Origin of the sequence: Bacteroides stercoris ATCC 43183 (assembly GCF_025147325.1) — a bacterium.
In the GTDB taxonomy this organism is placed as follows: domain Bacteria; phylum Bacteroidota; class Bacteroidia; order Bacteroidales; family Bacteroidaceae; genus Bacteroides; species Bacteroides stercoris.
This window is the reverse complement of sequence record NZ_CP102262.1, coordinates 3,550,729-3,565,377: the sequence shown is the minus strand read 5'-3', so window position 1 is coordinate 3,565,377 and position 14,649 is coordinate 3,550,729. Positions and strand designations below refer to the sequence as shown.

Annotated in this window: 12 protein-coding genes and 1 pseudogene; all 13 read right to left on the bottom strand. The window is 44.7% G+C overall.

The genetic code is table 11. From position 1 onward, the window contains the following. Positions 1–3: 3 nt before the first annotated feature. The gene (locus NQ565_RS15075) at positions 4–327 is read right to left on the bottom strand and encodes a hypothetical protein (RefSeq protein WP_005654503.1); all 324 of its coding nucleotides are present in this window, start codon (positions 325–327) and stop codon (positions 4–6) included. A gap of 314 nt (positions 328–641) precedes the next feature. Beyond that, entirely contained in the window at positions 642–2,045 is a 1,404-nt protein-coding gene (locus NQ565_RS15070; RefSeq protein ID WP_005654510.1) for a hypothetical protein, read from the bottom strand. Between the two features lie 210 nt (positions 2,046–2,255). Beyond that, a complete protein-coding gene (locus NQ565_RS15065) occupies positions 2,256–3,152 on the bottom strand; it encodes a toprim domain-containing protein (RefSeq protein ID WP_007478458.1) in 897 nt (298 codons plus the stop codon). Positions 3,153–3,156: 4 nt separating this feature from the next. Next, positions 3,157–4,965: a reverse transcriptase/maturase family protein gene (locus tag NQ565_RS15060; RefSeq protein WP_004308094.1), complete on the bottom strand. Its 1,809-nt coding sequence runs from the start codon at positions 4,963–4,965 to the stop codon at positions 3,157–3,159. Between the two features lie 562 nt (positions 4,966–5,527). Next, positions 5,528–5,695 (bottom strand): annotated as a pseudogene (locus NQ565_RS15055) (toprim domain-containing protein); the annotation flags it as partial. 211 nt (positions 5,696–5,906) lie between these two features. After that, positions 5,907–6,974: an AAA family ATPase gene (locus NQ565_RS15050; RefSeq protein WP_005654519.1), complete on the bottom strand. Its 1,068-nt coding sequence runs from the start codon at positions 6,972–6,974 to the stop codon at positions 5,907–5,909. A gap of 11 nt (positions 6,975–6,985) precedes the next feature. Beyond that, a complete protein-coding gene (locus NQ565_RS15045) occupies positions 6,986–7,294 on the bottom strand; it encodes a DUF3853 family protein (protein ID WP_005654521.1) in 309 nt (102 codons plus the stop codon). A 222-nt stretch (positions 7,295–7,516) separates the two neighbouring features. Beyond that, positions 7,517–8,578, bottom strand: coding sequence for a hypothetical protein (locus NQ565_RS15040; RefSeq protein ID WP_005654523.1), 1,062 nt, complete (start codon positions 8,576–8,578; stop codon positions 7,517–7,519). Between the two features lie 2 nt (positions 8,579–8,580). Further along, positions 8,581–9,873, bottom strand: coding sequence for a site-specific integrase (locus NQ565_RS15035; RefSeq protein WP_005654524.1), 1,293 nt, complete (start codon positions 9,871–9,873; stop codon positions 8,581–8,583). A 252-nt stretch (positions 9,874–10,125) separates the two neighbouring features. Continuing rightward, positions 10,126–11,088 carry an Rpn family recombination-promoting nuclease/putative transposase gene (locus tag NQ565_RS15030; RefSeq protein ID WP_005654526.1) on the bottom strand — a complete coding sequence of 321 codons (963 nt, stop codon included), beginning with the start codon at positions 11,086–11,088 and terminating at the stop codon, positions 10,126–10,128. A gap of 104 nt (positions 11,089–11,192) precedes the next feature. After that, complete coding sequence (locus NQ565_RS15025; protein WP_005654528.1) at positions 11,193–11,642, bottom strand: Fur family transcriptional regulator; 450 nt, start codon at positions 11,640–11,642, stop codon at positions 11,193–11,195. A gap of 14 nt (positions 11,643–11,656) precedes the next feature. Then, a complete protein-coding gene (locus NQ565_RS15020) occupies positions 11,657–13,612 on the bottom strand; it encodes a heavy metal translocating P-type ATPase (protein ID WP_005654529.1) in 1,956 nt (651 codons plus the stop codon). A gap of 79 nt (positions 13,613–13,691) precedes the next feature. Continuing rightward, positions 13,692–14,573: a hypothetical protein gene (locus tag NQ565_RS15015; protein ID WP_005654531.1), complete on the bottom strand. Its 882-nt coding sequence runs from the start codon at positions 14,571–14,573 to the stop codon at positions 13,692–13,694. Between the last annotated feature and the right edge of the window lie 76 nt (positions 14,574–14,649).

Here is a 14,649-nt window from a genome sequence, read left to right as displayed (position 1 = left end):
TTATTAATTGTCTATTTTTACATGAATCGGCATGTCATGATCCATATCTTCATGTTCATAATCGCTATGTCCCCCATTGTCGCCAAAAAAAGTTATCCATATCCATAGAATAAAACCGATAACAGCACCTATAATCATGGTAGAAATGCCAAAGATTTCTTTTATGCCAAATATCCAAAATATCAACCAAAAGAAAAATGAGCCAACTCCACAAAATATGAGTATAGGAAGAACATATTCCTCGAATAAAACCCATAAATATATAGCCGCATGAAATAGAAGCCAAATTCCTAAGATAACGGCAATTCCAATAAAAATAATTTCCATAATAAAAGAGAATTGGGTCTTGCAGCTTCCTTGAGTACCCTTTAGTTTAAACCACGAAGCGTGGAACTGCAAATGCCCACGTCCTAAGTTAGAGGTCCTGAGAAAACCTTGTAGTACAGATATGGTGATAGCAGCCCACGCTATAGCGTGAGAACCACTATGCTATCCTTGTACTACGTTCGAAGTTTCTCAGGTTTCTAACTTACAAGATAAGCATAACGCTTCTTCAAAATTCTAATATGTCTGGACAGAGTTACCTCCATCCGCTTGCAAAGATAGTCAATTTTATTGAAATCCAATCAAATACTATCAGATTACATTCTGAATCCTTTGGATTTTTGTTCTTTCTGCACTGAGTTACGCAGATGCTGCTGTAACTTCTCCCATTGTTCCTTGAACCATTCGCTGATTGGCTGTTGGTTTATAGTCAGCATCAATTTATTCTTATTGATCGGGCTTCGTTCAATTTTGAAAATTACATTTTTTGTTTCAAATCTCTGTCTATATTCTTCGGAATAGATTTTTCCACTACATCTGAGAGCTTCCCTTTTGTATAAAAGAGAATCAACCATCCCCTTGGTAAAACCAGTGACATAGCATAATTTTTCCATTCTCAGCATTTCTTTGAGCAATGGGAACCAGCATAATGCTTTTTCGAGAATGGTATTCAATCGTGATATTTCCTTGTCTTTAGCTTCAAGCTCTTGATTATGTATTCCCTGTATATTACGAATCTGTTTGCCGTGCTGTTCCTGCATTTGCTGCATCTTGGCTTTTAATTCATCAATGCTCTTGTCACGTTTGGCAATTTCATGACGTAAATTCTCGTTAGATTGTTCCAAATCTTTTAATTTACCGCTTCCGAAAAGAGAACCTACACTGCTGGTTATGGCTGTGGCTACATCGGTAGCTGCACTTTTGAGTTTGTCCGTACGTATCTCTGCTTTTACCTGTTTGAGTTCCTGCTCGGCGAGGCTTACCTGTTGCTCCTTGTGTCGCTTGGTTTCCTCTATACGTTGCAGTTCGGCTTTCTGTTTCTCAATGATAAAATCGTTCCGTTCCAAATGCTCTTTACCTGTAACAGCTTTTGCCTGCCCACGTTCCATCAGGAGAATATCGGAAGCAAGGGTCTGCATAGTTGCCATATCCTCGTCATTGAGCTTTCGGCTCTTCCCGGTTTCGTGGTTCATCCAGTCGAAAACGATATGGGCATGATAGTTCGGCTTGAACCATCTGTTACCGACTTGGAAGCACTCTTTGTCTTCCGCTTCCGGCTGACCGTTCAGCCAATGCCCTTCGTCTTTGTGCAGGAAAATCTGTAGCGGAGTGATGCCCCAGCGTCTTTGACACTCTTCACCGAATTTGCGTACATCAGCCAGTGTGGTGTCCGGTCTGATAAGCAATACTCCTTCACGGATGGGTGAACATCCCGCCACCTTGATAATCTTTCCATTCTTTCCCTTGCGTTCCCTTTCCTTTTCCTGCATGGCACGTCCGGTCTTTTCCTTGACCATCCGCTTGATATTGTCATAGTGCGTCCGCAGTTCGGGAGTGCCGAAGTCGGGATTTATCCACTGTTCGTTATCGGTGGAAAGTTCGGGAACGACATAGATTCTGGACTCCCCGATATTACGCATATACTCGGCAGTCCTTCGGTTGTGCGCCTCGCTCGATGCGATGTTGCAAGGCTTGATATGTATGCTTGATTTTGTTGCCATAGCTTCTTTTTTTTGTTTGCAATTGATTATTCTGCTCGCTTTCGTAGAGGGGTTCTTAGGGGTAACCCATAAGCGGAGATTGCAAAGAGAGGGTCACTCTTTGCTCGGGGTTCTCAGGGGTGAAACGCCCTGAGTGGGTCATTAGGGCAAAGCCCTAATCCCCTCGGGAGAGCCCACAACTACGAAAGCGGAGCGTGTAGTTATAGTGGGCTATAACCGGAAGCCGTTCTTCTTCTCCGGTGATTGGCTGCGCACCCCTTTGGCGGACTGGAGCTGCCTTTTTCTTTCAATCTGTTTCTGTAAGTATTCGTTCAAGTCCTTGCATCCGCTGTAAATCTGCGAAGCGTCCCGGATGTACCGGTCTCTGCCGTATTCCATGCGGATTTGCCGGAGTGCTTCCATTCCTGCATGGTCGTTGTCGAAAAAGCAGTGGATGCGTTCGTAATTGCCCAACGGATAGAGAGCCTTGTTTATATTCGATACGGAGTTCAATACAATGTAGTCCTGCCCGTCCAATTCCGGATAATTCGGGCAGCTTTCCTGTCTCAATGTCAGAAAGGAAAGGTAGTCCATGAAACCCTCGAACACATAGCAGGCAGTCCTTGCTTTTCCCGCCTGTCTGATGTGGGAGATTTCCTTGGGGGCGATGCAGCCCTTGAAATAGGGGTTACGAACCTCAAACCCACCCGAACCGTTAGGGAATGCGATGGCAAAGTAACGCTTGCCGTTGTGGGTGTAACGGGCTTCACTACATTCTCTTTTTGCCAGTTCCAGATTTATTCCTCTACCTTGTAAATAGGAAAGCAGGGCAGGAGACGATAGCGGTACTATCTCCAGCTGCTGGAAGCTCGGACCGAAAGAGTCTTGCTTGCCAAAAGAGAAAGATACCGGGTGTACATGCGGTGTTTGTTCCGCAATCCGCTCCAGCAGGTAAGGTACATGGTCGGTAGCATACAGGTGTGCAGCCAGTTCAATGATACCGCCCCCTTTCCCTAAACGTAGGCTCGGTACAGAACGCCTTACTGCCTTTCGGCAGTAGGTTTTCCCGTACCTGCCCCCAAACCGTACTTGCATGTCTCCACGCATACGGCTCTCCGTTGATAACATGACTTTATTTAGCATGGCTGTGTATTTTGGCATAACACTTTTCACAGACAACCAATGTCTTCCTATGCTTTTCAAGCATCAGCCTGTCGCATTCAGTTTTTCCTTTAAGCTGATTTAGCTTTCTGACATGACGCATGACTACAGGTCCGACTTTTCCACATAATTCACATGTTCTCGCATCCAATCGCTCAGTAAGTGTCGGCTGTGGAATTGCGATTGTGTAGGATAAGTCGTTTACCTCCGTATAGTACATTGGTGGTTTACGTTTGAATCCCTCATTATAGAATTTCCTGTACCGTAATTTACCTTTTGCATCCTGATATGGCACTATAATGTCATTCCCAACCTTATATTTGTCAATGACTTTGCTTACAGTGCTATTGGTTTTTCCTGCAATGGTATGGTACATACTGTACTCCATGATGTATCCAAACTTTGAGAGCGCGTATGCCACGTTGTTGGCAATGCAGTAGTAGTTGTAGAACCCTCTGATTTCAGAGTTATATGCCGCCACTATGTCCTCGATTTTCTTCTTCATAAGATTGCCTCTGAACTTTGCAAACCAAACTTGTCGGCCATTTTCTACCTTGTATCTGATGGCGCTGTATTCTTCCAGTTTGTTCCGCACCGTTTCTATGGCGACCTTTAGGACTATCTTACCGTTGTAATAACGGGCTGGCACATTGTTCTTGTCCCGCTTGATAGCATCAGACTTACGGACTGAAACATCGAAGCCAAGAAATTTCGCGGGCTTTTGTGCGTTTGTTATCAATGTCTTTTCCTGTGACAGTTCCAGCTTGAGGTTTTCTTCCATATACTTGGTAATGTCCGACTTGATTTTAACGCACTCTGCCTTGCTTCCGATAACACCAATGAGGAAATCATCTGCGTATCTTACGTATCGAAGCCTTCTGTATGTTTCATCCATACTGTCTCTGCTCTCAATCTTTTGCCTTTCACGTCTCAGTTTCTCATACTCATCCCTAAGCTGTAATCTGACATCTGCATCCTGTATGTTCTTGATGCTTTTAAGGATGCGTTGCATCTTATCGCTAAGTTGCTTGTATTCTTTGGTGATGTGTCTTTCTTTTCCCTTATTGAAGCGTAGGGCGTATTCTTCCATATACTTGTCAAAATTATCAAGATAAATGTTTGCCAGTATAGGACTGATATTACCGCCTTGTGGAGTTCCCTTGTTTGTATTATGAAACTTCCAGTCTTCAATATATCCCGCATTCAACAACTTGCGGATAAGCCTTAGAAATCTATCATCGGCAATCCGTTTCCGCAAAGTTGCAATCAATACATTGTGGTCTATGTTGTCGAAGAATCCTTTAATGTCTCCTTCCACAAACCATTTTGTACCTGTAAATGTCTTTTGGATATGGGTCAATGCGGTATGGCAGCTTCTGTTTGGTCTGAATCCATGTGAGGTGTTTGCAAACACCTCTTCATAGACGGCTTCAAGAATCATGCGCACCACCTCCTGTACAAGTTTGTCCTCAAAGGAAGGAATTCCAAGCGGTCTTTTCTTACCGTTTTTCTTGGGTATGTATATCCTTTTTGCCGGATTAGGCTTGTAAGACTCATCTCTCAAAGATGCAATGACTTTGTTTATTCTTTGAAGACTCATCCGATTGATGGTTTTCCCATCCGTACCGGGTGTCATATTGCCTGGTTTGGCGTAAATACGCTGGTAAGCAACATGAAACATCTCCTCATTGAATAAGATACGGTACAGCCTTTCGAATTTGTAATCCGAAACTTTACCATGCTTGTTTAAAGCTTTTAATACTTGCTCAGGACTTCTCATAATGTCTCACACATTTTCCATTATTTGTATTAAGTTATCTAACTGCTTCCCTTCGCCATGTACAAGGCTTTCCCTTGCTCGGACTACTACGGAAGCTCCGTTCCCATGTCAGATATTCAGGGTCCTATGCCCATAGCCTTACGGCATTCTGATTTAGGGAATCCCCATTTGCTTTCACAATAACTGTTTGGCTCGGCAGACTGTCGGATGCGACTTACGTTCCTATTCCACTTATTGTGGTTGCTCTGAAGCCAGCTCCTGCTCCATTGTAATTTCGGTTTACATGGGGTGCTTCAGCCCGACGTGAATCAAATACCTTTCGTCGGGGCTGGTACGTGTGCAGCAGAACTATCGTTCAACCAATCAGGCTTCATCCTTGTGTCTGTCTTTTCCTCTCGCCATGCAGTCGCAGCTTGGTATTTAGCTGACTAATGACTTTACCGACATGCTTTTGTCACCTTTGGATTTCTCCTCCAGCTAAGTCGTTGAGGATAGGTCTGTTGAACTCTAACCTAATCTCTTGCCATAGAGATATTTATTGTGTAGCCTATATGGGCGCATCGAAGTCGTACCACTGGTTGCGTTCGGTGTTCACTTTGAAGGAAGCCTCTGTTTCTTCCCTCAAGGGAGATTTGTACCAGAGGTTGATACCCTGCTGTTTGACGGGTGAATAACCCAGGCTGTGCAGGTAGTCAGCCAGATTGATTTGTTTTGCAGTCTCGATGTTCATAAGGAAATCGTTTTTAGTGAGTACTTTGATTATTTCTTTTTTTGCCCGCAACTCTTAAAACTATGCGGTCTGTACAATCACTTCACTAAACTCCTAATATATAGCCCCCCGGAATAAAGTGAAGCGATTAGTCTGTTTCTGAAATCACTTCACTAAATTGTCGTATATATAGGATACGGGAATAAAGTGAAGTGATTTTCGATGTAGCCGGTTAATAGTGGTAATCGGGCTTGAAGGAATACTTCCTGCCGTTTTCCTGTACTATCATCCGTTTGTTGCGCAGCATGGTGATAAGTGCCACTGCATTCTGGTGATTCAGCCTAACCCCCTCTGCCAGATAAGTCTTGATTAAGGTGTCTTCCAGCTCCTTGTAGCCGTATTCCTCTTTCAGTGCAAAAGCGGCTTCCAGTGCGGCACGGTGCTGCGGTTCTGAAATATCCTTGTAAGGGTCAAACTTTTCCACCGAGGGTCTTCCCGGCTTCCTTACTTCCGGCTTGTAACCTTCCGCAAGTTCGGGCAGGGCTCGGTCGTTGATGCGGAATGCAAAAGGCTCGAAATCCATCGCCCGGATGTGCATGGCGGAAACATGGCTGATGTCGCTGTTCCCCTTGTCCTTTTCCACCAGCAGGACTGTTTCTGCCTTGTTGTTCAGTTCCGTACCGATGTGCCCTCTTGCGTTCTCATCCCCCTTGTTCTGATGCAGTATCGTATGGATATGAATCTGCCTGTCGTCCGTCCACTGCATCAGCTTGGATATGATGCGGGTGGATTCACCGGGGCTGTTGATGTCGTACACCATATCCCGGATGCCGTCTATGATGACCAGCCCAATATCCGGTGAGTGGTAGATAGCCTGTTCTACAATGCTGATGCGCTGTTCCGGGGTGTATTTTCTCAAAGCGAGAAACTCCAGATAACCGCTGTCCCTGTCGTCGGGCAATCCTGCCATCCGCAGAATCCGCTTCATCACTTTCAGGCAGTGGTAGGGGCTTTGCTCCGTATCTATATAAAGCACTTTCCGCTTTTCCTCGGGCAGTTCAGCCGCATATCGTAACACGGTACTGTTCTTCAATGCAGCGGCTACGATAGCCGATACATTGAAGGTTTTCTTGCTCTTGGCTTTGCCGATGGATGCGCTGAAATTGCCCAGCGTCCCGATGACAGAGCCGTGTACTTTCAGAATTTCGGGGGCTTTTTCGTAGCATCTTGACAGACTTAGCCGGGATTCCTGCCAGAGGATAACGGCTTGTTCGGGTGATATTTCTTTTATATAGTCCATAATCACCTCCTTTATCTGCGTCCTCCGGTTTTCTTTCCAGCCAGTTCCAGTGCCAGTTCCGCATCCACAATAATCTTGCGTCCAATCTGGGTAATGGCTTTGTCTATCTTTCCGCTTTTCTTGATGCGGTTGGCTGTGGGCAGGCTGCATCCGAAAAGCTTGGCTATGCCGAGTATGCCGTACACGTACTTTCTTTCCGTGTCGGTGGTTGGCTGCGGTTGCGCCTCTGCCTGTACCGAAGCGTGTCTGCTTAAAAAAAGGAACTCTTCGCCTGTCATCTGCCAGACGGGTTTCACTAACAGTTCTTTGAGATTGTTCATCGTCCGTATGATTACTTGTTTGACAATAGCCCTGCGCACAGGCTGTTTTTTTCTGTTCTCGAACGATGCAAAATTAGGTAGGGTTTTGAGTGGTAAGTATGTGGATGATATAAACGGATTGTTTTGTTATATCGCTGAATATCAAGAAATAAAAATACCACTCAAAAATTATTTTGAGTGGTATAAGTGGTCATGTCGTAAAATATATTGGAATATCACGGGTTATCGGAATATTCCGTCCATTTCCTTGGCGAACTTTTGGTTGGGAATACTGGGTAAATCGGAGACGGGTTCCCTGTACTTGGACTTGTAATAGTCTTCATCAATATCCAGGTGTTTCAGGATGGCTTCCTTCCATTTGTCCTTATCCTGCTCTGGCAACTGCTCCTTCATCAGGGAAATCAGATAGCATACCCGTATCTTTTCCCTTGGCTTTATTTTCAGTACGCACTGGCAGGGATGCAGATTCATGCAGGCATAGAAATCCGGTGCGGTAATGTCTTCAAACTGTTCCCCTACACAAATTTCATGAATGAGGGAAATCAGTTTCATGCTGAAATATTCAGGCAATCCGGCAGTCGTAGCTGTAGCCGATGCGGTTGCCGTTTCTGTTTCTGGCTGGCTGTCTGTACGGCTCTGCCTGTCTGCTTCGTTCGGTTGGTTTTCTTCGTCCGGTACATATTTGGTCAGGATGCCCATGAAGTGTAAGCTAAGCAGGTAGATGTCGTCGCAACGGTTTTTCATGTATTGCCGGGCTTCTTTCCAGAGAAGGGTTTGCTGCTCATAAAGATGGTCCAGCTGGGCTTTCTCCCTTTCATATTCAGCCTTGCAACGCTCATATTCTCTTTCCGCCAGCTTTTCTTCTTCGGGTGTATGCTCTCGGTAGCCAATGGTATCATAGCGGTTGTTGGCTTCGTTCATCGGTTTGCGTAGCCTGTTTACCACTTCCATCTCTTCCTTGATGGCTTCCTTGTAGCTGTCTGCGTATTGGTTGCATACACGCATAATCACTTCATCATGGGGAAGGCTGTAAGCTTCATAAAGCCGTGTGTATTCTCTGACTTCCTTTTTCAGACTTTTCAGCAGCAGGGTACATGGTTCTGGCGGTGTATGCAGCACCAGTTCAAGGATAGCTTGTTCAAAAGCCTTTATATCGCTCCATTCCGAGTAGAAATCAACGATGAATTTCTGCTTTTCAAAAGAGAAAGTATGGCTTACAATCCAGTCTTTGCTGATTCTGTTCAGCTCTCCGTATTGGGGTATGAGGGTTGTTATCGTATTCATGTTTATAGGAGATTAAATTTGTTCATTGCCTGAATTTTGATGTCGTCTGCTATGTCAATGTAAGGTTTCATGGCTTTGTAGTCGCTATGCCCTGTCCATTTCATGACCACTTGCACCGGAATGCCCAGAGCCAAAGCATTACAAATAAATGTGCGTCTGCCAGTATGGGTGCTCAACAAGGCATATTTAGGTGTGACTTCGTCTATTCGTTCATTTCCCTTGTAGTAGGTTTCCCGTACAGGTTCGTCTATTTCTGCCAGTTCTCCTAACTCTTTCAAATACTCGTTCATCTTCTGATTACTTACCACTGGCAATGCTTTATTGTTTTGGAAAGGAATATCTTTATATTTTTCAAGAATAGCTTTGCTGTGGTCATTCAGCTCAATAATAAGGCTGTCAGCCGTTTTGATGGTGGTAATTTCTATGTGTTCCTCTTTCACGTCGCTGCGTTTCAAGTTATACACATCAGAATGCCGAAGACCTGTGAAGCAACAAAATAATAAAACATCCCTTACTCTTTCAAGGTATTGTTTGGCAGCAGGTATCTGGCAGGCTCTGATTTTGTCCAATTCATTCCGGGTAAGGAATATTACTTTTTTCGGTGCACTTTTCATTTTGGGCATGAATTTGTCATAAGCGGTGTTTTGATGATACCCTTTTCGGTTAGTCCAACGTAAAAACCATTTCAAGAACTTGATTTGCTTGGCTATGGAAGTGTTGCGCATATCTTTATCACTGCGTAAGTAATCTATATACTCATTGAAGTGTCTTTCCGTCCAGCTCTCAAATGTCGTGTTCGGATCAAAAGTTGCGATGTGCTTTTTTACTGTTGCAAACTTCTTTAGAGTAGAGGATGACCAGTCATTTTGTTTGCTGCATTCGGCAACAAACTCATCAAAGAGTTTCATGAAGTCTAATTTCACTTCCTCTTTCTCATGATGGCTCTCTTCCTTTTCTCCTTTCATTTTTAGATTGAAAGCCTCTTTGATTTGTGCAGGGGTGGGCATTATGTCTTGTACTTCGAACTCCTTGAACACATTCTGTATCTCGGTGTATTGACGCAGTAGTTCGGTGTTGATTTCTGATGCGCTTTGTTTCAGCTTATTGGTACAGCCGTTTCTTACCCGTTGCTTGTCTGCATCCCATTTCTCCATATCAATCCGATAGCCTGTTGTAAACTCAATCCGTTGGCTTGCAAAAACGACACGCATACGGATGGGTACATTTTGAGTGATAGGAATGCCATCTTTTTTACGGTTTTCCAGTGCGAAGATGATATTTCTCTTGATGTTCATAAACTGGGTGTATTTGAAAAGTTACACCCAAAAGTACACCCAATAATTGAGATATGCAATGATATTAAGAGATATTTAGATAGATGATAGCTAAATATAACTATTTAATAATCTGATGTTTGATAGATTATGATATTTTATAAAAAGGTTCGAGAGACTCCCTCCAGCTCCACAAATTGAAAAGTAAAGCCGCTGTTTTTCAGTGGCTTTACTTTTTGTGTATTTAAATACGTTCTCTTTTCAAAAAACGTTTTATAATATTTCAATCTCTTCTTTAGATAATCCGGTAGCTTGTGAAATGACCTCAATAGCCACACCTAATTTTTTCAAATTACGGGCACTTTCTTTTACTCCTTCTTTATGACCTTTTGCCAATCCTTTATTCAACCCCTCTTCAATACCTTCGGCCCTACCTTCAGCTCTACCCTCAGCTCTGCCCTCGGCCCTACCTTCGGCTTTGCCTTCAGCTCTTCCTTCTTCACGTTCGGTATTGATATTGTCACGAAGGATTACAATATTATCCAAGTGGCGGTAATACGCAGCAAGCTCATCCTTGGTCATGCTGTCCAGTTTCAACCTCTCACGGGCCTCTTCCAGACCGGGAGCTGTAGCTGTAGAAGGTATCTCCCCGGTATTCAAATAATAAATCCATTCTTCCAAAGGACTCCTGGCTACCTGATTGAAATCGTTTACTTTCAGGATATAATATTCGGGATATAACTGGCTCACCGCATCCACCTTGAATGTCTGCTTTTGGAAAGGGGTGAGTTCAAGAAGGTCATTGGTGTGGATACCTCTGAACTCCGTCTTTCCATGATAAACGAAATCGGTTTCATGTCCCAGAGAGAAATAGACGATATTAACGCTATAGACCTTGCGGACCTTGTCATAGCTTTCCCCTCTATTGATATACTCGGTCACCAATTTGGAAGTGCCGAACAGCATACGCTGGAAGTAGGCGTATTCATTATTGTTCTGTACCTCTATCAATACCAGCTCACCTTTGGAATTCTCGGCAAGCATGTCGACGCGGTTATACTTGTCATACTCGTCCTCCTGATTGCTTTCGCTCTCAAGAAGCCGCCGGATAATGATCTTTTCACCCAATAACGTAGTGAGCAGACCTTCCAGGACACTGAAATTAGCCTTGTTCCTGAGCAGACGTTTCATCGCCCAGTCAAAACGGATTATCTGATTTTCGTTGCTATTTTTCATTATATAATATATTGATTCTTACAAAGATAGGCAAAATACTTTAGATTACAAAAGAATGCAGGGAGATAATATAATCTTCATAAGCGACAGGTATACTGTTTTCTTCACTGCGTCTTGAAATTTTGTTTCTGCTTATCTTTTGCCGCACATTCCGGACAAAGCCCTTTCAGTACATAATTGATGCTGTTCAGCGTAAATCCTTCCGGTACTTGTACTACCGGTGTAGGGATATTCTGGAAGCAGAATGTCTTGTTGCAACTCTCGCAATGAAAATGAGTGTGCAGGTCGTTGACTTCGCAAGAGCAGCTTGCACTGCATACCGCATATTTAAAAGAACCTGTCCCGTCATCGATGCTGTGTATCAGGTGGTGAGAAAGGAAAAGGGTGATGGTGCGGAAGATAGAGGATTTGTCAACCGTATCCAGCATATTTTCCAAATCGAGTAAAGAGACGGAGCGTCCTGCCTTGAGCATGGCCTGCAATACTAATATGCGTATGGCGGTGGGCTGTATCTCTCTCTTTGCCAACAAGGCTAAATAATCCTTTTCTTTCATATGCTTTTCCCTTTCTATTTTATCAGTTTCTGTACGCGGATGGCATTTACTATGGCGATAAGAGCCACGCCGACATCTGCAAAGACAGCTTCCCACAGGGTAGCCAGTCCGCCGGCACCTAAAGCCAGTACCAATAGTTTAACTCCGAAAGCCAGCGAAATGTTCTGCCATACAATCCGGCGTGTCTGCTTGCCGGCACAAATGGCTGTAGCTACTTTTGAGGGCTGGTCGGTTTGTATTACGACATCGGCAGTCTCGATGGCTGCGTCGCTGCCCAGTCCGCCCATTGCGATACCTACATGGCTGAGGGCAAGGACGGGAGCATCGTTGATGCCGTCGCCTACAAAGGCTATCCGGTTGGCAGTGTTTCGTTTCAGTTCCTCTATGTGCTCTACTTTACCGTCGGGCAGCAGGTCGCCATACGCTTGCGCCACCCCTAACTTCTCTGCAAAGTTAGTGACAATTGCCTGCTTGTCTCCCGATAATATCTGAATATTATTGATATTTAAAGCTTTCAGCTCTTCTATGGCTGTACAGGCATCGTCTTTCAGTGTATCGGATAACAGCAGATAACCTGCGTAGGCTGAACCTATGGCGCAGACTACCACCGTATCGGTGATTTCGGATAATTCCTGCGGGTATTCCACCTTATATTCGGACAATAAGCGGGTGTTTCCTGCCAAGACACGCTGTCCGTCTATCCTTGCTTCGAGTCCGCGACCTGCAATTTCTGTAACTTCTGTTGCCGGAGACAAGAGTATATGTCTTTGCTTTGCATACCCGGTGATAGCTTTGGCTATGGGGTGTGTACTGTTTTGTTCCGCAGAAGCTATGATTTGAAGCAGCTTCTCTTCGGATATGCCTTGCGGGGTATGACAAGACTGTACTTCAAACGTTCCTTTGGTCAGCGTGCCCGTCTTGTCGAAGACCACCGTATTGATTCTGGCAATGGCATCTAAGTAATTGCCGCCTTTAAACAGTATTCCCAGACGGGATGCGGCACCGATGCCACCGAAATATCCCAAGGGAATGCTTACTACCAGGGCGCAGGGGCATGAGATAACCAGAAATACAAGTGCCCGATACATCCAGTCGTTAAAGATAAATGAAAACTGCGCGTTTACCAGTGAATAGAGGAAAGGGAGCAGCACGATCAATGCCGCCAGTCCGGTTACAATCGGCGTATAGACGCGGGCAAACTTGCGTATGAACAGTTCGGCCGGTGCTTTACGTTCGGACGCATTCTGTACCAGTTCCAGTATACGTGAGAGCGCGCTCTTCTCAAAAGGCCGTGTTACTTCCACCCTGATAACCTTATCCGTGGAAATCATTCCGGCAAGGACTTCCCCGCCTTTACGGATGGTGCGCGGTATGCTTTCGCCTGTGAGTGCGGAAGTGTTGAAGGCGGCAGCTTCATCCAGCATTTTTCCATCCAGCGGAACACGTTCTCCGGTTTTTACTTCGATGATGTCGCCCGTCTGTACGTGGCGGGGAGATGTGACAACGGTCTCATTGCCTTTGATGACCGTTGCCGTTTCCGGACGTACGTCAATCAGTGCGCTGATATTTCGCTTTGCCTTGCTCACCGCCCTTTCCTGAAATAGCTCTCCCAGTGAGTAGAACAGCATTACGGCTACGCCTTCCGGATACTCCTTGATATAGAAAGCTCCTAATGTAGCGATGGACATCAGTGTGAATTCACTGAAAATGTCCTTTTGCAGGATGCTTTCCCACGCCTCTTTCAGTACGGGCAGGCCTACAGGCAGGTATGCCGCCAGGTACCAGGCAAACATAACAGTGTCATCTGCAAAGAATCCCATACCTGTAGCTTTCAGGATGATTCCGCTGAAAAGCAGGGCGGCCGAAAGCAGGATTCTTCCGTATTCCTTTAAGAAACCGGTGTGTTCCGGTTGCTTGTCTGGCTGTGCGTTACCGTGCGCACAACAACATGTACAATTATTATTTTCCATATTATCTCTTGTTTTTGATGCAAAGGTAGATAATAGGGAATGCAACCAGGTTGCAAAGTCGCTCTGTTGCGGGCAATGCTCAGATTTCCAGCATCTTTTTTTCTCTTTCCAAATCTTTTTCGTTGAACAAAGGAGAAGGAACGGAGCAGGTTTTGATATAATCGCCCGGCTGGCAGGTATAGTTATAATAAGGTATCTGTTCTTCCGTCAGCTCTTCTTTGGGGATGATAGTGCCTTTCAGTTCCAGGAAGTCGTCCATGCCGGTGCTGTCCGAGTGTTTGATGAACAGTATTCTTCGGGCTATCGGGTTGCGGTTGTAGTCGAGACAGAGGTAAAGCCCTTTGAGCATATGCGGAAAATCGTACATAGGCAGTTGCAGGTAGATTGTGAACAGTGCCATTTGCGGTGACTCCCGTTCATTGAATATGATGTAGGAGTTCTGGTGGTTGCTGAAAATACCTGTTCCGAAATGGGTGGTATTGTAGGCGCTCATGTGTACGACTTTCACATAGCCGTTGTTTTCGGATGTTGTGATAAGATAAGGCTCTACTTTCAGGGCATTGGTCGAAGAGGAAAGGCTGTAACTGATGTATATGCCGCTGTAGTTATATGCGTCTTGTACGGAACGGAGCATCTCTTCCGACAGCATGTCCAGAAACGGATTTTCTTTCTGTCCGGTGGCAACCGCAGGCTCCAATGCATACAACTGTTCTTTTAACTCTTTCAGATTGCCGAGAAGGTGTTTTTTCGATACATTGTTCACTTGCGACAGGGCGTAGTCCAATGCTTCTTCTTCATTATTCCCTTTTTTAATGCACCCGATATAGGTAGGCAATACGCTTGAGTAGAGCGAGGACAGTACACTTGCCGCCATATTGGTATGGTCGGCTATCTCTTTCATCTTTACACCTTTGTTGCGCAGGTATTCAATGCGTCTGTATATTTCAGGCAGTTCGTTCATGTCGTTGTGATATAATGGCTCTTTATTCAAAATGTCTGCAAAGAAAGCCGTGGGATGTTATGCTTTCATTACATTA